At 65.3% G+C, this 24,247-nt stretch carries 25 protein-coding genes, 5 tRNA genes and 1 other RNA gene; 21 read left to right on the top strand and 10 right to left on the bottom strand.

All coding sequences use genetic code 11. The annotated features are described in order from the left end of the window. The first annotated feature begins 197 nt into the window (after positions 1–197). The 5 genes from AC1KVG_RS05295 to AC1KVG_RS05275 all read left to right on the top strand — a co-directional run bounded on the left by AC1KVG_RS05295 (position 198) and on the right by AC1KVG_RS05275 (position 2,969). Positions 198–470 carry an HU family DNA-binding protein gene (locus AC1KVG_RS05295; protein WP_006451749.1) on the top strand — a complete coding sequence of 91 codons (273 nt, stop codon included), beginning with the start codon at positions 198–200 and terminating at the stop codon, positions 468–470. Between the two features lie 11 nt (positions 471–481). Next, positions 482–556: transfer RNA gene (locus AC1KVG_RS05290), tRNA-Val, on the top strand. A 28-nt stretch (positions 557–584) separates the two neighbouring features. Then, positions 585–661 (top strand) — tRNA-Asp (locus tag AC1KVG_RS05285). A gap of 94 nt (positions 662–755) precedes the next feature. Beyond that, positions 756–832, top strand: a tRNA-Asp gene (locus AC1KVG_RS05280). Positions 833–998: 166 nt separating this feature from the next. Beyond that, the gene (locus tag AC1KVG_RS05275) at positions 999–2,969 is read left to right on the top strand and encodes a peptidyl-prolyl cis-trans isomerase (protein WP_481093721.1); all 1,971 of its coding nucleotides are present in this window, start codon (positions 999–1,001) and stop codon (positions 2,967–2,969) included. A gap of 449 nt (positions 2,970–3,418) precedes the next feature. On the opposite strand, the gene AC1KVG_RS05270 is transcribed toward AC1KVG_RS05275, so the two are convergent. Further along, positions 3,419–4,591 carry a lytic transglycosylase domain-containing protein gene (locus tag AC1KVG_RS05270; protein ID WP_481093720.1) on the bottom strand — a complete coding sequence of 391 codons (1,173 nt, stop codon included), beginning with the start codon at positions 4,589–4,591 and terminating at the stop codon, positions 3,419–3,421. Then, positions 4,588–5,355 (bottom strand): hydroxyacylglutathione hydrolase, encoded by a 768-nt coding sequence (gloB, locus tag AC1KVG_RS05265; RefSeq protein WP_481093719.1) that lies wholly within the window; start codon positions 5,353–5,355, stop codon positions 4,588–4,590. The genes AC1KVG_RS05270 and gloB overlap by 4 nt, the downstream gene beginning before the upstream one ends. Before the next feature lie 12 nt (positions 5,356–5,367). On the opposite strand from gloB, the gene AC1KVG_RS05260 reads away from it, so the two are divergent. From AC1KVG_RS05260 to dnaQ, 3 genes are read left to right on the top strand one after another with little or no spacing between them, the layout of a single operon-like run. Next, complete coding sequence (locus tag AC1KVG_RS05260) at positions 5,368–6,024, top strand: hypothetical protein (protein ID WP_481093718.1); 657 nt, start codon at positions 5,368–5,370, stop codon at positions 6,022–6,024. 30 nt (positions 6,025–6,054) lie between these two features. Next, positions 6,055–6,507 carry a ribonuclease HI gene (gene rnhA, locus AC1KVG_RS05255; RefSeq protein ID WP_104550701.1) on the top strand — a complete coding sequence of 151 codons (453 nt, stop codon included), beginning with the start codon at positions 6,055–6,057 and terminating at the stop codon, positions 6,505–6,507. A 12-nt stretch (positions 6,508–6,519) separates the two neighbouring features. Beyond that, entirely contained in the window at positions 6,520–7,254 is a 735-nt protein-coding gene (gene dnaQ / locus AC1KVG_RS05250; RefSeq protein WP_006450177.1) for a DNA polymerase III subunit epsilon, read from the top strand. Here the strand turns inward: dnaQ and AC1KVG_RS05245 are convergent. Next, on the bottom strand, positions 7,251–7,955 hold the full coding sequence (locus tag AC1KVG_RS05245; protein WP_006450178.1) for a PP2C family protein-serine/threonine phosphatase: 705 nt from the start codon (positions 7,953–7,955) through the stop codon (positions 7,251–7,253). The genes dnaQ and AC1KVG_RS05245 overlap by 4 nt on opposite strands. 197 nt (positions 7,956–8,152) lie before the next feature. Here AC1KVG_RS05245 and AC1KVG_RS05240 point away from each other — a divergent pair. Together AC1KVG_RS05240 and AC1KVG_RS05235 are read left to right on the top strand one after the other, a co-directional pair. After that, positions 8,153–8,243: transfer RNA gene (locus AC1KVG_RS05240), tRNA-Ser, on the top strand. A 99-nt stretch (positions 8,244–8,342) separates the two neighbouring features. Beyond that, the gene (locus tag AC1KVG_RS05235) at positions 8,343–8,747 is read left to right on the top strand and encodes a DUF6165 family protein (protein ID WP_481093717.1); all 405 of its coding nucleotides are present in this window, start codon (positions 8,343–8,345) and stop codon (positions 8,745–8,747) included. A 105-nt stretch (positions 8,748–8,852) separates the two neighbouring features. Here AC1KVG_RS05235 and AC1KVG_RS05230 read toward each other — a convergent pair whose 3' ends face one another. Next, on the bottom strand, positions 8,853–9,902 hold the full coding sequence (locus tag AC1KVG_RS05230) for a glycosyltransferase family 9 protein (RefSeq protein WP_481093716.1): 1,050 nt from the start codon (positions 9,900–9,902) through the stop codon (positions 8,853–8,855). 20 nt (positions 9,903–9,922) lie between these two features. Between AC1KVG_RS05230 and AC1KVG_RS05225 the strand changes: the two genes are divergently transcribed. From AC1KVG_RS05225 to AC1KVG_RS05200, 6 genes are all read left to right on the top strand, one after another. Beyond that, a complete protein-coding gene (locus AC1KVG_RS05225) occupies positions 9,923–10,672 on the top strand; it encodes a 3-deoxy-D-manno-octulosonic acid kinase (RefSeq protein ID WP_481093715.1) in 750 nt (249 codons plus the stop codon). Next, on the top strand, positions 10,672–11,421 hold the full coding sequence (locus tag AC1KVG_RS05220; RefSeq protein ID WP_023902887.1) for an MBL fold metallo-hydrolase: 750 nt from the start codon (positions 10,672–10,674) through the stop codon (positions 11,419–11,421). The genes AC1KVG_RS05225 and AC1KVG_RS05220 overlap by 1 nt, the downstream gene beginning before the upstream one ends. Then, entirely contained in the window at positions 11,421–12,455 is a 1,035-nt protein-coding gene (gene moaA / locus AC1KVG_RS05215; RefSeq protein WP_229010915.1) for a GTP 3',8-cyclase MoaA, read from the top strand. Before AC1KVG_RS05220 ends, moaA begins: the two co-directional genes overlap by 1 nt. A 76-nt stretch (positions 12,456–12,531) precedes the next feature. Next, complete coding sequence (gene moaC, locus AC1KVG_RS05210; RefSeq protein ID WP_481093714.1) at positions 12,532–13,029, top strand: cyclic pyranopterin monophosphate synthase MoaC; 498 nt, start codon at positions 12,532–12,534, stop codon at positions 13,027–13,029. Next, positions 13,026–13,271 (top strand): MoaD/ThiS family protein, encoded by a 246-nt coding sequence (locus tag AC1KVG_RS05205; RefSeq protein ID WP_006448430.1) that lies wholly within the window; start codon positions 13,026–13,028, stop codon positions 13,269–13,271. Before moaC ends, AC1KVG_RS05205 begins: the two co-directional genes overlap by 4 nt. After that, the gene (locus tag AC1KVG_RS05200) at positions 13,268–13,717 is read left to right on the top strand and encodes a molybdenum cofactor biosynthesis protein MoaE (protein WP_316694111.1); all 450 of its coding nucleotides are present in this window, start codon (positions 13,268–13,270) and stop codon (positions 13,715–13,717) included. Before AC1KVG_RS05205 ends, AC1KVG_RS05200 begins: the two co-directional genes overlap by 4 nt. Before the next feature lie 75 nt (positions 13,718–13,792). On the opposite strand, the gene ffs is transcribed toward AC1KVG_RS05200, so the two are convergent. Together ffs and AC1KVG_RS05190 are read right to left on the bottom strand one after the other, a co-directional pair. Beyond that, an RNA gene (gene ffs, locus AC1KVG_RS05195) (signal recognition particle sRNA small type) lies at positions 13,793–13,889 on the bottom strand. Between the two features lie 69 nt (positions 13,890–13,958). Further along, positions 13,959–14,051, bottom strand: a tRNA-Ser gene (locus tag AC1KVG_RS05190). A gap of 233 nt (positions 14,052–14,284) precedes the next feature. Between AC1KVG_RS05190 and dnaX the strand changes: the two genes are divergently transcribed. The 4 genes from dnaX (at position 14,285) to AC1KVG_RS05170 (ending at position 17,833) form a co-directional block, all read left to right on the top strand. Further along, entirely contained in the window at positions 14,285–16,354 is a 2,070-nt protein-coding gene (gene dnaX / locus AC1KVG_RS05185; protein ID WP_481093713.1) for a DNA polymerase III subunit gamma/tau, read from the top strand. Positions 16,355–16,360: 6 nt separating this feature from the next. Next, positions 16,361–16,681: a YbaB/EbfC family nucleoid-associated protein gene (locus AC1KVG_RS05180; protein ID WP_005913896.1), complete on the top strand. Its 321-nt coding sequence runs from the start codon at positions 16,361–16,363 to the stop codon at positions 16,679–16,681. Positions 16,682–16,780: 99 nt separating this feature from the next. Continuing rightward, positions 16,781–17,377, top strand: coding sequence for a recombination mediator RecR (recR, locus tag AC1KVG_RS05175; RefSeq protein WP_481093712.1), 597 nt, complete (start codon positions 16,781–16,783; stop codon positions 17,375–17,377). Positions 17,378–17,482: 105 nt separating this feature from the next. Continuing rightward, positions 17,483–17,833, top strand: a complete 351-nt coding sequence (locus tag AC1KVG_RS05170) for a histidine triad nucleotide-binding protein (RefSeq protein WP_481093711.1) — start codon at positions 17,483–17,485, stop codon at positions 17,831–17,833. A gap of 125 nt (positions 17,834–17,958) precedes the next feature. On the opposite strand, the gene AC1KVG_RS05165 is transcribed toward AC1KVG_RS05170, so the two are convergent. The 4 genes from AC1KVG_RS05165 to AC1KVG_RS05150 are packed head-to-tail and all read right to left on the bottom strand — an operon-like array spanning position 17,959 to position 22,352. Then, positions 17,959–18,495: a Slp family lipoprotein gene (locus AC1KVG_RS05165; protein ID WP_006448424.1), complete on the bottom strand. Its 537-nt coding sequence runs from the start codon at positions 18,493–18,495 to the stop codon at positions 17,959–17,961. Continuing rightward, complete coding sequence (locus AC1KVG_RS05160) at positions 18,492–20,444, bottom strand: transglutaminase TgpA family protein (RefSeq protein ID WP_481093710.1); 1,953 nt, start codon at positions 20,442–20,444, stop codon at positions 18,492–18,494. The genes AC1KVG_RS05165 and AC1KVG_RS05160 overlap by 4 nt, the downstream gene beginning before the upstream one ends. Beyond that, positions 20,437–21,393 carry a DUF58 domain-containing protein gene (locus AC1KVG_RS05155; protein ID WP_168959462.1) on the bottom strand — a complete coding sequence of 319 codons (957 nt, stop codon included), beginning with the start codon at positions 21,391–21,393 and terminating at the stop codon, positions 20,437–20,439. Before AC1KVG_RS05155 ends, AC1KVG_RS05160 begins: the two co-directional genes overlap by 8 nt. A 5-nt stretch (positions 21,394–21,398) precedes the next feature. Continuing rightward, on the bottom strand, positions 21,399–22,352 hold the full coding sequence (locus tag AC1KVG_RS05150) for an AAA family ATPase (protein WP_481093709.1): 954 nt from the start codon (positions 22,350–22,352) through the stop codon (positions 21,399–21,401). Positions 22,353–22,389: 37 nt separating this feature from the next. On the opposite strand from AC1KVG_RS05150, the gene AC1KVG_RS05145 reads away from it, so the two are divergent. After that, the gene (locus AC1KVG_RS05145) at positions 22,390–24,240 is read left to right on the top strand and encodes a glycosyltransferase family 39 protein (protein WP_481093708.1); all 1,851 of its coding nucleotides are present in this window, start codon (positions 22,390–22,392) and stop codon (positions 24,238–24,240) included. The last annotated feature ends 7 nt before the right edge of the window (positions 24,241–24,247 follow it).

Genomic DNA, 24,247 nt, shown 5'->3' with positions numbered 1-24,247 from the left:
CAGGCAAAACAAGCCAAAACCCGCGTCGTTATTGGGTTTTGGCTTGCGTGCGGTTGGGGGCGCTGGTATAAATGCACGACTCGTGGGCGCGGCAAATTGTGATGCGTCACGCGATACCACTTGTGTCGGGTTCTTCGCTAACGGCAAGAGCGCCGATTGTCGATTCCGCGGCATCTGCCGCAAAGGGAGTTTCAAGAATGAATAAAACCGAATTGATCGATGGCGTTGCCGCTGCCGCTGACATCTCCAAGGCTGAAGCCGGCCGTGCTGTCGACGCGGTTGTGAGCGAAATCACCAAGGCACTGAAGAAGGGCGAAGCCGTCACTCTCGTCGGCTTTGGCACCTTCCAGGTCCGCGAGCGCGCTGAGCGCACCGGCCGCAATCCGAAGACCGGCGACAGCATCAAGATCGCGGCTTCGAAGAATCCTGCGTTCAAGGCTGGCAAAGCCCTGAAGGATGCAGTAAACTAATCGACTCGCTAGGGTGCTTAGCTCAGCGGTAGAGCGTCTCCCTTACACGGAGAGGGTCGGGGGTTCGAAACCCTCAGCACCCACCATTAAGCACCAGGCAAACGTTTCAAGTGCGGAGCGGTAGTTCAGCTGGTTAGAATGCTGGCCTGTCACGCCGGAGGTCGCGGGTTCGAGTCCCGTCCGCTCCGCCAGTTACACCCGAAGCCCCTGAGCAATTGGGGGCTTCGTTTTCTCCACAGCATTCGCATTGCGAATGCTGCGGAGAGAGAAGTCCAAGTTTAAAGCGGAGCGGTAGTTCAGCTGGTTAGAATGCTGGCCTGTCACGCCGGAGGTCGCGGGTTCGAGTCCCGTCCGCTCCGCCAGTTATACGAAAGCCCTCGGCCTTGTGCCGGGGGCTTTTTTTTGCAGCATTGCCCGAGGTTACGCGTTTTAATAGCGCATCGCGGCCGATGGCGTGGAGCATTGGGCTGGGTGCTCGGCGCCAAGCGCGTTACACTGCGCGGCTCGCCCACAGGCCGTGATTTGCCAATGCTGCAGAAACTTCGCGACAAGACGTCAGGCTGGATCGCTACCGCCATCCTGGGGTTGCTGATGATTCCGTTCCTGTTCGTCATCGACAACAGCTACCTCGGCGGCATTGGCGCCAACAACGTGGCCAAGGTGCAGGCGCCGCCCACATGGTGGAAATCGGCACCTTCCTGGTGGCCGGTGTCGCTGCTGTGGCAGCACCATGAAATCAGTACGCAGGATTTCCGCGCACGCTTCGAGCAGGCGCGTATGCAGGGGCGGCAGCGCCAGGGCGAGAATTTCGACCCGCGCACGTTCGAAGCGCGCGAAAACAAGCTGCAGGTGCTCGATCAGTTGGTTGACGAGCAAGTCGTGCGTCTGGGTGCCGAAGATGCCGGCATCGTGATCGGCGATGCGACGGTGCGCGATTACATCACCGGCATTCAGGCGTTCCAGGTCGATGGCAAATTCAGCCCCGACCAGTACCGCGCCGCACTCGCACAAGGCACGCCACCGCGCACGCCGGCGCAGTTCGATGCGTTGGTGCGCGACAGCTTGCAGCAGTCGGTGATTCCGCAGGCGATTGCCGAGTCGGGCTTTGCGACCAAGGCCGAGTTCGAGCGCCTGCTCAAGCTGATGGGCGAAACGCGCGACGTGGAGTTGGCGATGCTGCCCCCACCGGCCGCCGATACCGCGCCGGTCAGCGATGCGCAGATCAAGCAGTGGTACGACGGGCATACGCAGGATTTCCGTCAGCCGGAGACCGTGACGATCGAGTACGTCGAGATCAATGCGGCCAAGTTGCCGCCGGCAACCGCCGCCGCCGAGGCGACCTTGCGCAAGCGCTATGAAGAAGAGAAGGGCCGCTTTGTCGAGCCGGACCAGCGTCTGACTTCGCACATCCTGATTAGCGCTGGCAGCGACCCCGCCGCGCAGAAGGCTGCCGAAGCGAAGGCAGCCAAGCTCGCCGCAGAAGCTAAGCAGCCGGGCGCCGATTTTGCTGCATTGGCGAAGGCCAACTCGCAGGATCCGGGCTCCAAGGGGGCCGGTGGCGATCTGGGTTGGGTCGAGAAGGGCACGATGGTCAAGCCGTTCGAAGACGCGTTGTTCGCAATGAAGGCTGGCGATGTGGTCGGCCCGATCAAGAGCGAGTTCGGTTACCACGTGATCCAGCTGCGCGAGGTCAAGGGCGGCCAGGGCAAGTCGTTCGAGCAGGTGCGCGATCAGCTCGCTGCCGAGCAGCTCAAGGCCGATGCCGACAAGGCGTTTGCCGATGTGAGCGGCAAGTTGGTGGATCAGGTCTACAAGAACCCCACCGCGTTGGAGCCAGCGGCCAAGCAGGTCGGTCTGCCGGTGCAGACGCTGGGCCCGTTCTCGCGTGCCGATGCCAGTGGTATCGCCGCCAATCCTGCAGTGCTGCGTTCGGCATTCTCCGAGACGCTGGTGCAGGACGGCACGGTGAGCGACCCGATCACCATTGCGCCCAATCACAGTGTGGTGTTGCGCGTGACCAATCACAGCGCCGAGCAGGCGTTGCCGTTGGACAAGGTGCGCGACAAGGTGACTGCGGCGATCCATACCGACCGCACCGAGAAGGCGGCGGCTGCTGCTGCCGACGCATTGTTGGCGCGTGTGCAGAAGGGCGAAACGTTGCAGGCGCTGGCGGCCAGCGAGAAGCTGCAGGTGCAGCCGATCCCGGGCCTGCCGCGCACCGCGCCGATCCCGACACCGGCGGCAAACCGTGCCATCTTCAGCGCGCCGCGCCCGACCGAAGGCAAGCCGTCGGTGGGCAAGGTGGAGCTGGACGGCGGGCGCTTTGCGGTCTTCGTCATCGCCAAGGCCACGCCAGGCGACCTGAAGCAGATGCCGGCCGAGCAGCAGACCATGCTGCGCGAACAGCTGAGCCAGATCGATGGCAACAACGCGGCGCAGGCGTACGTCAAGGAAATGCGCAAGCGCTACAAGATTCAGATCGAAGAGGCGCAGCTGTAAGGCTGTCTTCTTAAGCTGGTGAAGACGAGAAAGCCCGGGTGACCGGGCTTTTTCTTTGAGATATCCGTGCCGTGCCGTAGGGGCTGAGGCCTTGTAGGTGCGTTTGACGTGCTCGGCCGATGTCTTCGGGTTCGGAGTCGATGGTGTGTCTGCTGCTTCAAGAGCGCTAGAAAGACCGCTCTCCAAGGCTGCCCACATCCTGACGAGCACGCGTGGCCACGCAGTTCGTAGTCGATTGAGTGGGTTGGCCCACTGCCGTTCGATTATTTCAACACGCCTGCTGCGTCGCCGGCAGTTTCGCCCGGGCGTTCAAGCGCGCAGCAGCTGCTGCACCACGCAATCCTGATCACGGTGATGCTGGCCGTCTAGAACGTCATGCGAGCGACGGTGGCAGGCCGCGATGTCACTGCGGACCAAGCGGGCCCCTACGTAGGCTGCGTTGTGTCGGCTTAAGGCCTGTCGTCGAAAGACAACACCATGCCCGGCTTCAGCACCGCACGCTTGTCCAGCCCATTGCTGGCGAGCAGCGTCGCCACAGTCACGCCGTAGCGGCGCGCAATGGCCCAGGCGGACTCGCCGTTACGCACCGTATGCGTACGCGCTTGCGCGTTCGACGTCCTGGCAGTCGTGGCGACCACCGTAGGCGCGGCATCGTTGGTCTCGGCAATCCTGCCCACATCAGCGGATGCGACGACGGCACCGACCGAGCCTGGCTGTGCTGCTGCGACTGGGGCAAGTACATGCACACCACTTGGCGCGGCACGTGCGCTGGCCAATGCCGGATTCAGGCGGGCGAGCAGCTGCGGTTCGATGGCGCGCTGTCCGGCCCAGGCGTTGAGGCTGGTGCCAACCGGCAACGCGTGTTCGGTCAGTACGGGAACCGGGCGGTCGAGCGAGGTCAGCAGGTTGCCTTGCTGTTGCGCGTGGTCGAGTACACAGGCGAGCGCGTGCAGCTTTTCCACATACTCATAAGTGACCTTGGACATGCCGGGCAGTTCGGACGGACGCGCGTTCTGCGCGTTCATGCCGGCCGTGCGCATCGCCTGCAGCACACGGTACTCGCCAGCGTTGTAAGCCATCAGCGCCAGGCGCCAATCGCCGCCGAACATGCCGTAAAGCGTCTTGAGATAACGCACCGCAGCGGTGGTGGAATCCACTGCCGAGAGGCGGCCGTCATATTGCGCGCCAACCGGCACATGGTGGTTGCGCGCCGTGGTGGCGATGAACTGCCACAAGCCGGCCGGTCCGCTGCCATTGCGGGCGCCCGGGCGGTATCCGCTTTCCACAAAAGGAATCAGCGCAAACTCGGTCGGCATGTCGGCCTTGCGCAGCTCGTCGACCACGTAGCCGAACAGCGGCAGGACATCCTGCGCATCGTCGGCCAGGCGGGCTGGTGCACGCGAGAAGTGCTGTTCCCAACGCGTGTCGCTGTGCTCGCTATCGCAGCCTGGATCTGCACGCCCGTCCAGAAACGACGAAAAGATGTCCTGACCATTGCGCAGGCTGGGTGCAGCTGGCGGCGCCGTCGCGCTGGCTGCGGGGCGGCTTGCGTCGGCGGGCGATGCGGCTGCTGGTGCAATGGCCGCACAGGCGGCCAACGCTGCCAAAAGCAAGCGCCTCATGCGCGAAATTCGTCTTTCCAGCGCCGAAGCTCGGCGAAAACATCTACATCGGAGGAAAGTGCGCCAGATGCGCGCGCTGCGGCTGCGGCGCGAATCTCGGGACTGCTGGTGCGTAGAAAAGGGTTGGTGGCCAGTTCACTCTTGAGCGAAATCGGCAGGGTAGGACGGGCTGCTTGACGCATGGCCTGGGCTTCCTGTTGACGGCGCTGCAAGGCAGCGTTGGTGGGATCGACGTGCAGCGCGAAGGACGCGTTGGCCAACGTATATTCGTGGCCGCAACACACAAGCGTTTCGCCGGGCAGAGAGGCCAGGCGTTGCAACGAGTCGAACATCTGAGGAGCGGTACCTTCGAACATCCGCCCACAGCCTAGGCTGAACAGCGTATCACCGCTGAACAGATGCTCGTCGGTGACAAAGGCGATGTGGCTGCGGGTGTGGCCCGGCACCTCAAGCACTTCAAAGCCCATGCCAAGCAGGGTCAAGCGCTCGCCTTGGCCAACCTGGCGGGTATCGGCGGGACTGCGTTCGTCGGCAGGGCCGAACAGTTCCAGGTCCGGCCAGCGCTGCTGCAATGCCGCCACGCCGCCGATGTGGTCGGCATGGTGGTGGGTGAGCAACACGGCGCTGGGAGTGAATCCTTCGCGCTCTGCCGCAGCGAACACCGGCTCTGCCTGACCGGGGTCGACGATGACAGCGCGGCCATCCGCAGCGACCAGCGCCCAGATGTAGTTGTCTTCGAATGCGGGCAGGGCGGTCAGTCGCATAGAATTGGGACCATGCCTGCCACGCCCTTCTCCCGTCAAGCTGGCGTCTCATCCTGGTTTGAAACAGGCGCGGGGCGCAGTCTGCTCCAGCTGGAGCGCCAAGTGGCGCTGGCGGCGCTGCAAACGCGTCCGTCGCAGCCCTGGTTGTGGCTGACGCCAACGACTGACCTGCCGCCGCGCGAGGCATTGCAGGGGCGAGGTTTGCGCTTGTATCGCAGCGCGGGGCGCTTCGCTGGCGATGCGCGTTGCGCGATGCCGTTCCCATTGCCGGCCGAGAGCCTGCAGGCGATCGTGGTGCAGCATGCGGTGGTCGGCGGCGCGGCGGAATTTTTGGCCGAATGCGAGCGGCTACTGATGCCCGGCGGCCGGCTGTGGCTGTTCACGCTCAATCCGATGAGCCCCTACCGCTTTCGCTGGGCGCGACGTGGTCCGGTCGCCCTGCGGCCGGATCGCTGGCGGTTACTGGCGCAACGTGCGGGGCTGCAGTGCGTGGACCAGGAACGTTACCTGGGGCCGATCTGGCGCACCGGAAGTGGCCCCTCCGGCCCTGGCCGCGCACCCTGGCGCGCGGTGTATTTACTCGAAGTGGAAAAGCGTGCTGCCGCTTCGATCGGCCCGACCCCGATCTCGATGCCCTCGCGCTGGCCACAGCCCGTGGCCACGATCTGACGACTGATTACTTTCCAAACACAGAAGCTGATGAAATCAATTGAAGTGCATACCGACGGCTCCTGCCTCGGCAATCCCGGGCCGGGCGGTTGGGCGGCCCTGTTGCGTTACAACGGCCGCGAGAAGGAATTGGCGGGCGGCGAAGCCACCTCCACCAACAACCGCATGGAGTTGATGGCGGCGATCATGGCGTTGGAAACGCTCACCGAGCCATGCCAGATCGTGCTGCATACCGACTCGCAATACGTGCGCCAGGGCATCACCGAATGGATGTCCGGCTGGGTGCGGCGCGGCTGGAAAACTGCTGGCGGCGACCCGGTCAAGAATCGTGAACTGTGGGAGCGGCTGCACGCGGCCACGCAGCGTCATAGCATCGATTGGCGTTGGGTGAAAGGCCACAATGGCGACCCGGATAACGAGCGCGTCGATGTGCTTGCCCGCAATCAGGCCATCGCCCAGCGCGGCGGCCTGGCAACACAATAAGCAAGAGGATTCATGCGTCAGATCATTCTCGATACCGAAACCACCGGCCTGGAATGGCGCAAGGGCAACCGCGTCGTCGAAATCGGTGCGGTGGAGCTGCTGGAGCGGCGCCCTAGCGGCAACAACTTCCATCGCTATCTGAAGCCCGATTGCGACTTCGAACCCGGCGCGCAGGAAGTGACCGGGTTGACGCTGGAATTCCTGGCCGACAAGCCTTTGTTCGCCGATGTGGTGGAGGAGTTCCTGGCCTACATCGACGGCGCGGAACTGATCATCCACAACGCTGCGTTCGATCTGGGATTTCTGGACAACGAACTGTCGCTGCTGGGCGACAACTACGGCCGCATCGTCGAGCGCGCCACCGTGGTGGATACCTTGATGATGGCGCGCGAGCGTTATCCGGGGCAGCGCAATTCATTGGACGCCTTGTGCAAACGTCTGGGCGTGGATAATTCGCATCGCCAGTTGCACGGCGCCTTGCTCGATGCGCAGATCCTGGCCGATGTGTATATCGCGCTGACGTCGGGCCAGGAGGAAATCGGGTTTGCCAGCGCCGATGCCGGTCAGAGCACCCAGGACGCTGACGGCATGATCAGCTTCGATCCGGCACTGCTGTTGCCGCGCCCGCGCGTGGCGGTGACTGCCTCGGAGTCGCAGGCGCACGAGGCGCGTCTGGCGCAGTTGCGCAAGAAGGCCGGGCGTGCGCTGTGGGATGCGCCGGTCGAAGAAACTGCCGCTGCTGGCTAGTAGCTACGCACCAGAATCGCGGTGATGTTGTCCGAGCCGCCGCCATCCAGTGCGGCGGCGACCAGGCATTCGACACATTCCTGCGCGCTGCAATCGGCCTGCGACAAGGTCGCGGCGATGGTGGCGTCGTCGATTTCTTCGGTCAGGCCGTCGCTGCATAGCAGCAGCTGCATGCCGGATTTGAGTTCGCCCTGCATGGTGGCGACATTGAGGTGGGCCGGGTCGGTCACACCCAACGCCTGGGTCACCACGTTGCGATGCGGATGCGCGCGTGCCTGCTCGCTGGTGAGCGTGCCCTGCGCGATGAGTTCCTGCACATAACTATGGTCCTGGCTCAGCTGTGCCAGCCGGCCGTCGCGCCACAGATAGGCACGGCTGTCGCCGACCCAGGCCACTTCGAAGCGCTGGCCGAGCACACGGGCAGCGACCACGGTGGTGCCCATCGGCAAGGTATCGTTGCAGCGGCGCGAGGTCTTGATGATCTCTTCGTCGGCGATACGCACCGCCTGCGCCAGCGGGGTGCCGGCGCGCACTTCGCGCACGATGGTTTCGCGCGCCAACGCGCTGGCCACTTCGCCGCAGGCATGCCCGCCCATGCCATCGGCGACCAGCCACAACCCCAGCTCGCTGTCGCCGTAGTACGTGTCCTCGTTGAGGTCGCGACGCAGGCCGACGTGGGTGAGATGTCCGAATTCGAGCATGGGGCCGGGTCGCCAGAGGAAAGATGCGCCACCATCATCGCGGCCCGACCGGCCAGCGGCAACAGACTGCTTGCCGGTACTGCAGTGCGGGTTCACTCCGGACCCAGATGGCGCCGTGTGTCGAGCTTGCCCAGCCCGCTTGTGGCTTGGCGCCTGTGCCCGTATGATTCACGGCCCCGGGACACCGGGGACCATCTGGAGAGGTGGCAGAGCGGTTGAATGTACCTGACTCGAAATCAGGCAGGCGTTTATAGCGCCTCGGGGGTTCGAATCCCCCCCTCTCCGCCAGATTCGCATCAGCCCCCGCAAGGGGGCTTTTGTTTATGGGTCGCAGCCAGCCGGTGCGATGCCTACACTTCCACCTTTGCTATCCGTTGGAGGCATGACATGTCCGAGATTCTGGTGCCGGTGTCCTTTGGTGAGCTGCTCGACAAGATCGCGATCCTGCAGATCAAGTCCGAGCGCATCAGCGACCCTGCCAAGCTGACCAATGTGCGCAACGAGCTGTCTGCGCTGGAAATCAGCTGGATGGCGCATCCGGCCGCCGGTCACGACATCGTGCGTTTGCGTGCCGCGCTCAAGGCCGTCAACGAGCGGCTGTGGGTGATCGAAGACGACATCCGTCTCAAGGAGCAGGCGCATACCTTCGACAATGCATTCGTGCAGCTGGCGCGCAGCGTCTATATCGAAAACGACGAGCGCGCGCGCATCAAGAAAGAGATCAACCTGGCGCTAGGGTCGTCGTATGTGGAAGAGAAGTCGTATCAGGACTATCGCGCCAAGGGTGTCTGAGCGCTAATGTTTTGCGCTGCTCCTAGGCAGCCGAGCAACGGCGCAGTGCGCGCCGCTTGCTCAAGCGATTGAACGCCTGTTTGAGCGACCATCCGTCGTCGCCCCTCAGCGCGGATGATCGGTGCGATAACGCTCGAAAGCGGCGATCGCATCGTCCACGGTGATCAGCGACATCACCTCGTCGAATTCGATCTTGGTGCCCCACTTCAGCTGATCGGCCGGCTTGCCCAGGTGTTTGCGGGCGGCCGCGTCGTAACGGTCCACACAATAGCGCACGTCCGAATACGGGCCGCTGCGCAGCGGATTGCTCGCTGCATGCAGGCCGAGCACCTTGGTGCCCATCGCGTTGGCGATGTGCATTGGGCCCGAGTCGGGTGTGACCACCAGATCGGCGCGGGCGAGCAGGGCCGGGAGCTGCTTGAGCGTGTCCTTGCCGACCAGGTCCAGCACCGGCGTGCGCGTGGCTGCAACGATGGCATCGGCGGTGCTGCGTTCAAGCTCGCTGCGGCCACCGCACAGCACGATTCGCCAGCCTTGCGCAGCGGCGTGATCGGCCAGCGCCGCGTGGCGGTCGGCGTACCAGTTGCGGCGCGCATGGCTGGAGCAGGGCGAAATCATCAGCACCGGGCGGCCGTCGCTATCCCACTGCGCACGCGCCCAGGCATGCGCCTCGTCCGGCACTGGTAGATCCCAGCGCACCTTGCTCTGGCTCAGGCCGAGCGGCTGCGCGAAGCTGCCGATAGCGTCGAGCACGTGGATGCCGGGGCGGTCGGCGATGCGCTCGTTGACGAACAGGCCGTGCAGGTCTTTGGAGCGGCTGCGGTCGTAGCCGATACGCCGCCGCGCCGGCACGAATGCCGACAGCACATTCGCGCGAAAGGCCACCTGCATCTGCAGCAAGGCATCGAAGCGGTCCAGCGGCGCCAGCGACTGGCGCAGCGCGCGCATGCCGGCCACGCCGGTGCGCTTGTCGTAGGCATGAAACTGCACACCGGGCAGGCCGTCGAGCAACTTCAGCCCGGCCTTGTCGATGATCCAATGCAGCTGGCTTGCCGGAAATCCCGCCTGCAAGGTGCGCACCAGCGGCACCACGTGGGTGACGTCACCCAGGGCGGACAGGCGCAGCAGGCATAACGAAGCGGGCGTAGAAGCCATGGTGTTGTTAGACTCGATAGATGGTTTCTTTCGACGCCACTGAAGCGCTGACGCCGTACCGCGAAGGCCGCGGTTATGGCGCCATTCTGTTCGACCGCGAACGGCTGCGGCAAGCCGATGCCACGCTGTTTTCGCCGCAACACTGGGGCGACAGGGCGCGGCCGGTGGATGAGGGCGGGCGTGGCGGGGCGTGGTTTGTGGATGCGCCGTTCGGCCGCAGCGTATTGCGACAGTATCTGCGTGGCGGCATGGCTGCCCGGGTGAGTCGCGATCACTACCTGTGGAAAGGGGCGGGGCGTACGCGCAGCTTCGCCGAGTTCCGGCTGATGCGCGAGTTGCTCAGCCGCAAGTTGCCGGTGCCGCGCCCGTTGGCGGCCTGCTACCTGCGCGAAGGCCTGGGCTATCGCGCTGCGCTGTTGATGGAACGCCTGGAAAACGTGCGCTCGCTGGCCGATCACGCGCAGGTTGCCGGGCGTGGCGCGCCGTGGGAAGAGACCGGGCGGTTGATTGCGCGCTTTCATCGCGCCGGCCTGGATCACGCCGATCTCAACGCGCACAACATTCTGTTCGATGCCGGTGAGCACGGCTGGTTGATCGATTTCGACCGTGGCGTGTTGCGCATTCCGGCCACGCGCTGGCGCGAGCGCAATCTGGCGCGGCTGCATCGCTCGCTGTTGAAATTGCGCGGCACGCGCAGCCGCGAAGATGTCGACAAGGATTACGAGCGCCTGCATCGCGCTTACGAACTGGCCTGGGGCCGGGGCTACTGATGAACTGGGCGTTGCGTGTGCAGGGGGTCGGCAATGCGTCGGCGGTGGCGCTTGGTTCGCCGATGGCCACACTCGAGCGTGCCGGCGCGCCGTGGCTGACCATCGACTGCGGCAGCGAGGGGCTGACTGCGTACCAGGCCCATTACGGCCGGTTGCCGCAGGCGTTCTTCATCACCCATGTGCATCTGGACCATGTTGGCGGGCTGGAGCGGGTGTTCGTGGACAGCTATTTCTCCGAGCGGCGCGGGCGCACCCGCCTGTACGTGCCGGCGCCGGTGGTGCCGCTGCTGCAGCGGCGGATCGCCGACTACCCGAACGTGCTGGCCGAGGGCGGCGCCAACTTCTGGGACGCGTTTCAGCTGGTGCCGGTCGGCGATGCGTTCTGGCATGACGGCGTGCGGCTGGAGGTGTTCCCGGTGCGCCACCATTGGCCGGAGACCGCCTACGGGCTGCGCCTGAAGGGCGCGCTGGTGTGGAGCGGCGACACCCGGCCGATCCCGGAAATGCTGGCCCGCTATGCCGATGACGGCGAGCTCATCGCGCATGACTGCGGCGTTCACGGCAACCCGTCGCATACTGGCGTGGATGATCTGGAGCGGGAATACCCGCAGGACCTGTTGAGCCGCATGCTGCTGTACCACTACGCCAGCGACGCCGACGGCGACGTGCTTCGCGCACGCGGCCATCGTGTTGCGGTGCCTGGACACTACCTGGAGCTGGCGGAGCCGACCGCCGCCATGGTGCCCTGATGAGCGCCTTGCTGCTTCCGAATCAGACTGCCGCGCCGATGCAGGACCGCTATGGCCGGCCGCTGCGCGATTTGCGGCTGTCGGTCATCGAGGCCTGCAACTTCCGCTGCGGTTACTGCATGCCGGCCGATCGGGTGCCGGACGATTACGGTTTCGATGCCCAGCAACGCCTGAGTTTCGATCAGCTGGAAACGCTGGTGCGCGCGTTCGTGTCGGTAGGCGTCACCAAGGTGCGTCTGACCGGCGGCGAGCCGCTGCTGCGACGCGACCTGCCGAGCTTGGTTGCGCGACTGACCGCCATCGACGGCATCGAGGATCTGGCGCTGACCACCAACGGCACCTTGCTGGCGCGTCAGGCGGTTGCCCTGCGTCAGGCCGGGCTGCGCCGCATCACCGTGAGCATGGATGCCTTGGATCCGGAGCTGTTCAGACGCATGAGCGGCAACCGCGGCGAGATCGCGCAGGTGCTGGCCGGCATTGCCGCCGCCGAGCAGGCCGGCTTCCAGCGCTTGAAGATCAATTGCGTGGTGCAGCGCGGCGTCAACGAAGATCAGGTGTTGCCGCTTGTGGAGCACTTCCGTGGCACCGGCCACGTGCTGCGCTTTATCGAATTCATGGATGTGGGCAGCTGCAATGGCTGGACGCCGGATGCGGTGGTGACCTCCGCACAACTGCACGAACGCATCCACGCGCGCTGGCCGCTGGCACCGCTGGATGCCAATTACACCGGCGAAGTGGCGCAACGGCATGCCTTTGCCGACGGCGCGGGCGAGGTGGGTTTCGTCAGTTCGGTCAGCGTGCCGTTTTGCGGCGATTGCCAGCGTGCACGCGTGTCGGCCGATGGGCAGTTGTATACCTGCCTGTTTGCTAGCCAGGGCCATGACCTCAAGCCGGCGTTGGGCCAGGGCGAGCATGGATTGTCCGAACATCTGCGCGCGCGCTGGAGCATCCGTGGCGACCGCTACAGCGAGGTGCGTGCGTCGTCGACGCCGCGCCGCGGCAAGCCGGTCGAGATGTTTTTGATTGGTGGGTGAGTGGTGGTTGTTTCATCAGGGCACCGCTTTCACGGAGAATGCCGCATCCTGAGCGCCTGTCATTGTGTCGTTTCCCATGCCCGCAAAAACCCGTTCCGCACGCCTGACCCACCTGGATGACGCCGGGCTGCCCACCATGGTGGATGTCTCGGACAAGGCGGTCACCGCACGCAGTGCCACTGCCGAAAGTCGCGTGCGATTTCCCGCAGCCGTGGCCGCGCAGCTGCGTGCCAACGGCTTGCGCAGCGCCAAGGGCGGCATCGTGGAGACCGCAGTGATCGCCGGCACCATGGCGGTCAAGCGCACGCACGAATTGATTCCGTTCTGCCATCCGCTGCCGATCGATGCATGTCGCTTCGAGATCGACTGGGCGGGCGAACAGGTGCTGCACATCAGCTGCACGGTGTGCTGCGTACATCGCACCGGGGTGGAGATGGAAGCGCTTACCGGTGCCAGCGTTGCGGCATTGACGGTCTACGACATGTGCAAGGCGTTGTCGCATGCAATGAGCATCGGCCCAACCAGGCTGGTGTCCAAACGCGGCGGCAAGCGCGATATCGGAGCAACGCGATGAGCGCGACAGTGACGGTGCTGTATTTCGCCAGCTTGCGTGAAGCGGCGGGCGTTGCAAGCGAGCAGGTGCACTCGGATGCGCAGGATTTGCGCGCGTTCTATGCCGAACTCGATACGCGCCATGGCCTGCGCTGGACGCCGACGCAGCTGCGCGTCGCGGTGGATGGCGCGTTCGCACGCTGGGAGGACGAGGTGCGCGACGGCAGTGAAATCGTGTTTATTCCGCCGGTATCGGGAGGTTGAGTGTGAGCGAGCAGACAACCGCCATCTTTGCGCTTTCTGACGTGCCGTTACCGATCGACAGCTTGCGTGCCGCGCTGGAGCATCCGCATGCCGGCGCGTTTGCCAGTTTCGAGGGTTGGGTGCGCAACCATAACGAAGGCCGCGGGGTGGCCGGGCTGCGCTACGAAGCCTATGCCGCACTCGCGCAGGCCGAAGGCCAACGGGTGCTCGACGAAGCGATGAGCCGGTTTGCCATCGTCAACGCGCACTGCGTGCACCGCGTGGGCGAGCTGCGCATCGGCGACATGGCGGTGTGGGTGGGCGTCAGTGCGGCGCATCGCGGTGCCGCATTCGATGCCTGCCGTTTCATCATCGACGAGGTCAAGGCGCGCGTGCCGATCTGGAAGCACGAGCATTACCTGGAAGGCGATGCGGGCTGGCTGCATCCGGAAGCGCAGACGCAATGACAGCGTTGCTGCCGCTTTGCGAATACGCACACAACCATCGCCACATGGGCAGCCTGTTTTTTGATTAGGGTGGTGTCCCCGCCGGTTGACCTCGGCGCCCGCGTCAATCGATACCGTTGCTGCCTTCCGGCCCTGGCGGGATTTTCGATCTAGCGTCGCGAGGGACCGACGGGGCCACCATAAGACGTGGGCCACTGGCGTGACCCTGGATCCATGCAATCGCGTTGCAGGACCATAAAACTGGCGGAGAGAGGGGGATTCGAACCCCCGAAGCGCGGTTTAGACGCTTACACACTTTCCAGGCGTGCTCCTTCAACCACTCGGACACCTCTCCGTACCTGCCGCGCGACTGGGTCTGCGGCAGGAGCGGGATTCTAGCCGCCGCGGGCGCGGTTAACAAGGCGAACGATCTCTGCGGTCGGGAGCATGCCGCCTTTGCAGGTCTTCAGGTTAAGCAAACACGCTTGCCGGGCGACCTCGGTCAGCGGGGACGGCCGGGTACCACGGCTGAACGATCAATCTGGCGCGCCATGGCACAATATCGGTTCAGAGGAAGCTGGTTGCCCGATGTCTTATCTTGTTCTCGCCCGCAAGTGGCGCCCGAAGCGTTTTGCCGAACTCGTTGGCCAGGAACATGTGGTCCGCGCGCTCAGTAACGCGCTCGACAGTGGGCGCGTGCACCACGCGTTTCTGTTCACTGGCACCCGCGGCGTGGGCAAGACCACCATCGCGCGCATCTTCGCCAAGTCGCTCAATTGCGAGACCGGCACCAGTGCCGATCCGTGTGGCACGTGCCCGGCCTGCCTGGATATCGATGCCGGCCGCTATATCGACCTGCTGGAAATCGACGCCGCCTCCAACACCGGTGTGGACGATGTGCGCGAGGTGATCGAGAACGCGCAGTACATGCCCTCGCGCGGCAAGTTCAAGGTCTATCTGATCGACGAAGTGCACATGCTCTCCAAGGCGGCGTTCAACGCGCTGCTGAAGACGCTGGAAGAGCCGCCGGAGCACGTGAAGTTTCTGCTGGCCACCACCGACCCGCAGAAGTTGCCGGTGACCGTGCTGTCGCGCTGCCTGCAGTTCAATCTCAAGCGGCTGGACGAAGATCAGATCCAGGGCCAGATGACCCGGATCCTGGCCGCCGAGCAGATCGAATCGGATCCGTCGGCGATCGTGCAACTGTCCAAGGCCGCCGATGGCTCGTTGCGCGATGGCTTGTCGCTGCTTGATCAGGCCATCGCCTATGCCGGCGGCGCGCTGCGCGAGGACGTGGTGCGCACCATGCTCGGCACGGTCGACCGCACCCAGGTTGGCGCGATGTTGCAGTCGCTGGCCGATGGCGATGGCGCGCGCCTGCTGCAGGTGGTCGCGGCGTTGGCAGAGTTTTCGCCCGACTGGAGCGGCGTGCTGGAGGCCTTGGCCGAGGCTTTGCACCGTATCCAGGTGCAGCAGTTGGTGCCGTCGGTGGCGTTTGTCGGCGATGGCATCGACCCGACCGCGTATGCCGCGCAGCTGCGGCCGGAAGTGGTGCAGCTGTGGTATCAGATGGCGCTCAACGGGCGTCGCGATCTGTATCTGGCGCCGAGCCCGCGCGCCGGTTTCGAGATGGCGGTGCTGCGCATGCTCGCCTTCCGTCCTGCGGCGGCGGTGCCGGCTGGTGGCGCTGACGACGGACGCGGTGCTGGCGCCGGTAGCGGTGCGCGTTCGGCAGCAGCTGACGGTCAGATTGCTGCACCGGTCGCGGCGGTGCCTGCTGCAGTCGCGAAGCAGGCAGTGGCTAAGCATGCCGAGGTGATTGAAGCGACGCCGGCTGCCGTTGCGGCGGATGTGGCGCGTCCGGCGCCCGCAGCTCCCGCAGTTGCAGTGGTCGCTACAGCGCCTGCACCGGTTGTCGTCCTGACTGCTCCGGCGGCCTCTTCCGATGCTTCGCCGTCAGCCACCCCCGCGCGCAACGACGACACGCCCCCCTGGGCGATGGACGATGCGCCTGTGCGTGCGAAATCTGCGCCCGTCTCCGCGTCGCCCGCTGTGTCCGCGCCGGAAGCCGCAAGGGCAGCCCCGGCAGCAGTTGTCGCGCCACAACCTGTCGCGGTTGCGCCTGAAGCTGCTGTTGCGCCTCCGGTGGCTGCGGTGGCACCGGCGCTCGCCGCGGATGCAGCGCCGGCTGTGGCGACACCCTCCGCGACTGCCGTATCCGCAGCATCGCCAACACCCGATCCGTCGGTCCTGCTCGACGACGGCCAGATTGCCGACGCCGAGCAATGGCTGGAGCTGGTCACCCGCAGCGGCTTGAACGGCCCCTCGCGCCAGCTCGCGGCCAATGCTGCCTTCGTCAGTCATCGCGATGGCGTGCTGCGTCTGGCGCTGGCGCCGGGCTTTGAATATCTGAACTCCGAACGCTCTATCGCCAACCTTGCGCAAGCGCTCGCGCCCGAGTTGGGAAACACCCCGCGCATCGTCATCGAAACCGGCAGTGCCGATGTCGAGACCCTGCACGAGCGGGCCAATCGCCAAAAAGGCGAGCGCCAGAGCGCGGCCGAAACCGCCTTCATGAACGACCCGAATGTGCAGCAGCTGATTCAGCAGCAGGGCGCGCGGGTGGTTCCCGATTCCATCCGCCCTTACGACGAGTAACGACACATGCGTGGGAACATTGCCCAATTGATGCAGCAGGCGCAGAAGATGCAGGAAAACCTGCAGCGCGCCCAGGAAGAACTGGCCAAGCTGGAAGTCACCGGCACCGCTGGCGGCGGCATGGTCAGCGTGACGCTGACCGGCGCTAAGGAGTGCCGCAAGGTCCGTATCGACCCCAGCATCCTCTCCGACCAGGAGATGGCCGAGGATCTGATCGCCGCCGCCTTCAACGATGCCTCCAACAAGATCGACGCCGAATCCAAGGACCGGATGGGCTCGGCAACCGCCGGCATGCAGTTGCCGCCGGGCATGAAGTTGCCGTTCTAAGGATCAGGGATTGGGCATTCGGGATTGGAGATTGGCAAAAGCGAGATTGCTTTTGCCTTTGCGCATCCCGACTCTCCACTCCCGAATCCCGGCCATCCAATGTCCTCATCCCTTCTCGAACAACTGATCGAGGCCTTCCGGGTGTTGCCGGGTGTGGGCCAGAAATCGGCGCAGCGCATGGCCTACCACGTGCTCGAACGCGAGCGCGAGGGTGGGCGTCGCCTGGCCACGACGTTGGCCAATGCGGTGGAGAAGGTCGGTCATTGCCTGCAGTGCCGCGACTTCACCGAGTCGGAGATCTGCGCGATCTGTGCCAGCGCCAGTCGCGACCGACAACAGCTATGTGTAGTCGAATCGCCGGCCGACCGCCTGGCGATCGAGCACGCCACCGGGTATCGCGGGCTGTACTTCATTCTGCAGGGGCGCTTGTCGCCGCTGGATGGCATCGGCCCGCGCGAGCTGGGGCTGGACCGGCTCGGCGAGCGTCTGGCCGCCGGTGAAGTCACCGAAATGATCATCGCCACCAATGCAACGGTCGAAGGCGAGGCGACCGCACATTACCTGGCGCAACTGGCGCGGCAGCATGCGGTGCGCCCGAGCCGACTCGCGCAAGGCATGCCGCTGGGCGGCGAGTTGGAATACGTGGATCGCGGCACCTTGTCGCACGCGTTCGGCACCCGCAGCGAGGTGCTTTGAGAGCGGGGATTGGGGAGTCGGGATTGGGGGTTCGTAAAAGCAGAACATCACAAGTGCGCGGTAAGCTCTTGCCAATCTCAAATGACCAATCCCTAATCTCCTCCCATGACCGACACCATCTTCGGCAAGATCATTCGTCGCGAAATCCCGGCCAACATCGTCTACGAAGACGACGAGGTGCTGGGCTTTCAGGACATCGCACCGCAAGCGCCGGTGCATGTGCTTTTCATTCCCAAGCAGCACGCCATTCCCACGTTGGACGATGTGCCGCCAGAGCAGGCGCTGCTGGTCGGCAAGCTCGCACTTGCTGCGGCGTCGTACGCGCGCGAACAGGGACTGGCGCAGGATGGGTATCGCATCGTGATGAACTGCCGCGAGCATGCAGGTCAGACGGTGTTCCATATCCATCTGCATCTGCTGGCCGGCGCGCCGTTGGGGCATTTCGGTACGCCCTGACGCATTTGTCGATCAAGCGTCGCCTGAGCGCATAACGCGTCTGATGCGAGTTCCCCAAATCGCAGAAACAAAAACGCCGCTCCCTGCGAGCGGCGTTCTTGTGTGACAACTATTCTAGCTGTCGATTACCACCAACCGCGGCCACCCCAGCCCCAGCCGCCGCCCCAGCGCGGGCCCCACGGATCGCCCCAAGGGCCATACGGGTAGGCCGGCACCACGTCGACTTCGCGCAGCACTGGCCACAGGTAGACCACGTCGGCATTCACCTTGGGCAGCTTGTAGTCGTACTCGCCGATCTTGGTGGTTTCATAGCCTTCGATCTTGCCGATGAAAGTCACTTCGCGGCCCGGCTCGAACACGGCCGGATCGTAGAAGCCCGAACGGCAGGCCAGGAAGCGGCCATCGCTGGCATCCACCGCGTTGCGGTCCGGGCGCCCGCTGGCATTGAGCGGGCGCGAGATCAGCTCGAAGCAGGTCTGGCCCTGGCTTGGTGTGGTCTGGATGATCTTGCCGCCCCAACGCACGGACGTACCGACCTGGGCGCTCGCAGTGGAATCGCTCGGGCTGACCGTAGGAAACTGGCCCTGCAGCGGCTTGGGCGCAGTCGCGCAGGCTGCGAGCCCGAGCACAGCGACAATGGGAAGAAGAAAGCGGGTACTCATGAGGAAGCTCCGGTTCGCGGGCGATGCTGCAGCAGATCTTTAAGGAGTGAGGCGCTGTCCGAATCAGCGCCAGCGTATCGCGCGGCAGCGAAACGTTGGCTGAGTGGCAACAATGCCGTATTCGGGTGTGAACGGGCGACACGTTGCGCCCAGGCGATGGCCGGTTCGTAGGGTTCGCGTGCCAGGCCAAGCTTGGTATAGCGGCGGCCGAGCCGATGCCAGGCACGCAGCAGCGGATCGCGCTCACGCTCGCCGCGCGCCAGCAACCAGCCCATCCAGGCCAGTGCGCTGACGGCGAAGATGCCGAAGATGGCGGCCAGCTGCGTGGTGTCGAGGCGATCGATGCCGAACGGCTGCAACAGGCGTTGCTGGCGGTCGGCATCGAAGGACAGCACCAGGTCGTTCCAGCCGCGTCGCAGCAGATCGCTGACCTGGGCAAGGCTTTCCCAGGCGCCGAGCTGGGCGAAGTTGTTGCCTGCACCGGTCTGTACGCGGTCTTCGAGCGTGTCGTAGATGCGTTCCGGCGCCACTGCGGCGGTGGGGTCCACGCGCACCCAGCCGCGCCCGGCCAGCCAGACTTCGGTCCAGGCATGCGCATCCATGCGCCGCACCACCCAGTAATTGCCGAAGCCGTTGTAGGTGCCGCCGGCATACCCGGTGACCACCCGCGCCGGAATGCCGGCCGCGCGCATCAGCACCACGAACGAAGAGCTGAAGTGCTCGCAGAAACCGGCTTTCTGCTGGAACAGGAATTCGTCGACGCTGTTGCGCCCGAGTAGCGGCGTATCCAGCGTGTAGGCGAACTCGCGGGTGATCCACTGCAGTGCGCGCTGCACCACCGCATCGTCGTTGTTGCCGGCTTCGGCGCGCCATTGCCTTGCAAGCGTGAGCGTGCGTGGATTGAAACCGGGCGGCAGGGCGAGCGCACGCTTGCGCAGTTGGTCGGGCAGATCGGCGTCGAAACGTGCCGGTGGTGCCGATTGCAGTTCCCAGCGGGTCAGCGCACTCAGGGGCCGCTGCGCGAACAGTTCGTAGTCGGGCGACAGCTCGGCATTGGCCACCGCTTGCGTGGGCAGGTCCAACGACACCAGTTGGCGACGGTCGGTGGGCTCATAGTCCAGGCGGTAGCGGTAGGTCTGCGGCCCGGCAGTGACCGAGGCGGGTTGGCCGCGACCGGTCCAGCGCGCGCGCTGCCAGGTGCGGCCGTCGAAGTCCCACATCACCGGCCCACGCCAGTAGCGTTGCTCTGGCGGCGGTGCCTTGCCGGTGAACTGCACGCGCAAGGCCGGGCTGTCGTCGGCCATCAGGTCGATCCATTCGCCCGGCGACATGTTGTCCGACAGGCCGGGACGCGACAGCGCGCGCTCGGGCACGCCCCACAGCGGCGAACTCAGCCTTGGCAGCAACCAGAACGTGGCCAGCGCCAACGGCACGCCGATGGCGACCAGCTTGCCGATGCTGCGCAGTTGCAGGCGCAGGGCTGGCGTGCCGGTGCGGTGCTCCTCGTCGGCCAGCCGCTGCATGCTGAGTAGCGCGCTGACCACCGCGAGCAGCGCCAGGCCCATCGTCGCCGGCCCCTGGTCGAGCAGAAAGGCCGCGAATGGGGCGAACAACGCAAAGCCGAGCAGGCTGCGCGCATCGCGCAAGGTGCGCAGTTCGGAAGCCTTGATCGCCAGCATCGCGGCCAACACCGCGCAGCCGGTGTCGCGCCCGAAGCGCATGCCGATCTGCCAATACACCGCTGCCAGCATCGCGACCACCAGCAATAGCCGCACCGGTGCCATCAAGGTGCCGCGCCAGCTCAGTACGACGACCAGCACGGCAGCGATGGCGATGGTGCCGGCGAGTAACCCCGGCAGCTGCAACAGCAACGGCGCCAGCGCCAGCCAACTGGTGGCCAGCACCCAGCCGCGGCTGGCCTGGGTGATCGGGAGGGACGGCTCAGTCATGAGGAAGCAGGGCCAGGGCGCGCAGGCACAGATGATGATGCGAGGGCCCTTGTGCAGGACCCAGCGGCGGCTGGCCCGGCAGCAGCAACCGGTAGCGTCGCCCGTCGCGCTCGGCCAGGTTGATCCAGCGGGCAAGCCGCGCAATGCGGCGTTCGTACGGCAGTGCGTTGAGCGTGCGCCAGTCCAGCGTGACTTCGATGCCGAGGGGCTGCTCGTATTCGCGCACCAGCAGGCTGTCGCGGCGCGCGGAGTGCTTCCAGGAGATCGTGCGTGGCGCATCGCCGGCGCGATATGGGCGCAGCTGGTGCAACTCCTCGCCTTGCGCGTGGAGGCGGGTCTGGTTGGGCGAACCGGCGCCTTCGGGCAATGACGGCCCCTGTTCTTCGGGCTTGGGATAGGCCAGTAACGGCGTTTCCGGCCAGGCCCACGACCAGGCGCGCACCAGCCCCAGCGGCTGGGTGCTGGACAGGCGGATGCGTTCGATGTCCTGCCAGCCGCGGCGCTCGGTGGGCACCAGCAGGTCGACGTCGGCCATGTCGTGCTCGATCAACGAGCAGAAACCGCTGCTTTCCAGATGGTCCAGACGCAATCCGCGACGCACGCGGGTGTCGCGACGCGCCAGTGATACGCGCATGCGCAATGGCTCGCCTGCGATCACCGGCTCGGCCGACACCGCCTCGATGCGCAGCGCCGATAACTGCAGGTGCGCCATGATGCTGCTGGCAATCCCGGCGGTCGCCAGCAACAGGGCCAGCAGCAGGGCGGGATTGTTGTTGTAGTTCAACGCACCCAGCAGCATTGCCAGCAGCAAGGCGGTGACGAACAGCCCGAAACGTGTGGGCAGCACGTAGATGCGCCGCCGATCCAGCACGATCGGCAAGGCCTCCGCGCCCCGCGGACGCGCCAGCAGGCTGAGGCGGCGGCCGATGCCGCGCAAGTGCGCACGCACGTTGGTCAGTCCACCGGCACGCTGTGCAGCAGCGCCTTGGCCAGTGCCGGCCCGTACGACGATTCAGCCTCCGGCACCAGCCGATGCCCGGCCACGGCCACGAACAGCGCCTGCACATCTTCCGGCAGCACGTGCTCGCGCCCTAGCAGCAGCGCGTAGGCCTTGGCCGCGCGCAGCAGCGCGATCCCGGCACGCGGCGACAGGCCAACGCGCACCCCGGCGTGCTGGCGGCTGCGTAGCAGCAACGCCTGCACATAGCCGATCAGCGCATCGCTGGTATGGATCTGGCTGACCACCGCGCGCAGCGCGACCACGTCGCTATCGCTGAGTTGCGGCACCGCCTGGGCGATCAATTCACGCCGGTCCACGCCCGACAGCAGCGCGCGCTCGGCATCGGCGCTGGGATAGCCCAGGCTGAGCCGCAGCAGGAAACGGTCCAGTTGCGAATCCGGCAGCGGGAAGGTGCCGGACAGATCGACCGGGTTCTGCGTGGCGATCACGAAGAAGGGTTCGGGCAACGCATGCGTGACGCCATCGAGGGTGACCTGCTGTTCGGCCATGGCCTCCAGCAGCGAGCTTTGCGTGCGTGGCGGCGCGCGATTGATTTCGTCGGCCAGCAGCACGTTGGTGAACACCGGGCCGGGATGGAACTGGAACTGGCGCGAGGCGGCGTCGTACACCGACACGCCCAGCACGTCTGCCGGCAGCAGGTCGGAGGTGAACTGCACGCGCTGGAAGCCCAGCCCCAGGCTGGAGGCCATCGCGTGGGCGAGGGTGGTCTTGCCCAGGCCGGGCAGATCCTCGATCAGCAAATGCCCGCCGGACAGCAGCGCCACGAATGCCAAACGCACTTCCTGCGCCTTGCCCAGCAATAGCGAATTGACCTGGTCTTGTGCGCGCCGCAGCGATTGGCGCAGCGCATCGGTTAGCATTTCCGTGGAACGCAGCGGTGTCGACATCACAATTCCGTAGGTGAAAAGAAGAGTGCACAGGGCAATGCAAGGGGACCAACGCGCACATCGCACTTTCGTGATCCTGTGGACACTGGCGACAGCCGTCAAGCTGTTGATTGCCGCGCGGCTGCCGCTGTTCGTGGACGAGGCGTTCTATTGGCAGGAAGGCCAGCATCTGGCCGCCGCGTATTCGGATCTGCCAGGCATGACGGCCTGGCTGGCGCGGCTGGGTGTGGAAGTCGGCGGACATCATCTGCTGGCCTTGCGTCTGCCGTTTCTGGCCATCGCCGCGCTGCTGCCGTGGCTGATCGCGCATATCGCCACGCGCTGGTTCGGCTCCACGCTGGGCTGGCAGGCCGGCAGCCTGACCCTACTGATGCCGCTGTCGGCCACGCTCGGCATCCTGGCGGTGCCGGATGTGCCGATGGCGCTGGCGGCGGTGCTGTGCATGGATGCCGGCGCGCGGCTGCTGCGCGAGGTCGATGCCACCAGTGCGCTCGAGCTCGCCATCGGTTTGGTGATCGGTGCGCTCAGCCATTACCGCTTTATCGGCGTGATCGGGGTGGGCTGCATCGCGTTGCTGTGCATTCCGCAGGGGCGCGCGGTCATGCGCGACCCACGCATCTGGATGGCGCTGACCGTGGGCGCGATGAGCTGGCTGCCGCTGTTGTTCTGGAATACCGACCATGACGAGGCCGGGCTGCGCTTCCAGTTGGTAGACCGGCATCCATGGCGCTTCCAGATCACCGGGCTGTGGTTCTTGCTGATACAGGCGGTGCTGGTGACCCCGCTGCTGGCCTGGGCGATGGTCAAGGTCGGACTGGCTGGCACGCGTGCCGGCGGCGGCTCGCGGGCGCAATGGCGGTATTTCGGCTTGCTGGGCGGCATTTCGACCGTGGCGATCTTCGTGCTCGGCTTCTTCAGTGACGCCGAGCGGATCAGCTTCCATTGGCCGCTGCCGGGCTATCTGGCCTTGCTGGTTGCGGTGCCGGTCATCCTGATGCGCTGGCCGCATACGCTGCGTCGCGCCGCATGGGTGATCGCCTTGCTCGGCACGTTGGGCGCATACGGCTATTACCTGGCGGTGTCGGTGCCGTCGATTCGTGCGCATGCGGCCGGCGAAAAATACTACCCGCGCAATTTCGCGGGATGGAACCATCTGGCGGGCGCGGTTAAGGTCAAACTTGCGCAGATGCCGCCTGGCACGCGGGTGCTGGCGGAAAACTTCAAGGTCGGCGCCGAATTGGGCTTTCAACTGCACGATGCGCAGATCGAAGTGCTGCGCGCGGACTTGAACGACAAGCACGGACGCAGCGCGCAGTTGCTGCAGTGGGGATTGCTCAGTGACGGCACGCGTGCCGGACCGCGGCTGCTGGTGCTCTCGCCCAGCGATCAGCGCTACCGTGACCTGCTGAAGCGTTACCACGCCATCTGCGACATGGTCGGGCCGTTGCCGCCGCCCACGGTGGTGTCTACCGATCATGGCTATCAACGCTTTCTGTTGTTCGCACTGCCCGCACAACGTCAGCCCGGCCCGTGCATCGCTCCGGCGATGGCCTGGATCGATACGCCGCTGCCCGATGTAAGCGTATCTGGCCGGGTGCAAGTGCGCGGCTGGGCATTCAAGGATGGCGTCGGTCTGTCGGATGTAGAACTGCTGCTCGACGGCCGCCCGGCCGCGCAGGCCGACTACGGCACGCCGCTGGATGTGCGCCCATACTGGAAGATCTCCACCGACCCGCAACACCCCAACGTCGGCTTCACCGCCACGCTCGACACCCACGCGGTGCCGCCCGGCACGCATTGGCTGGGGCTGCGCCTGCACGGCCACGATGGCAGCGTTGAGGATTGGTGGGAACAGCCGCTCACTGTCACGAATGATGCTGTGTTGTAACGTTCGA

It is taken from the genome of Xanthomonas sp. NCPPB 3959, assembly GCF_056675575.1.
Note: the sequence above shows the minus strand (reverse complement) of the source record. Positions and strands in the feature narration are given on the sequence as shown.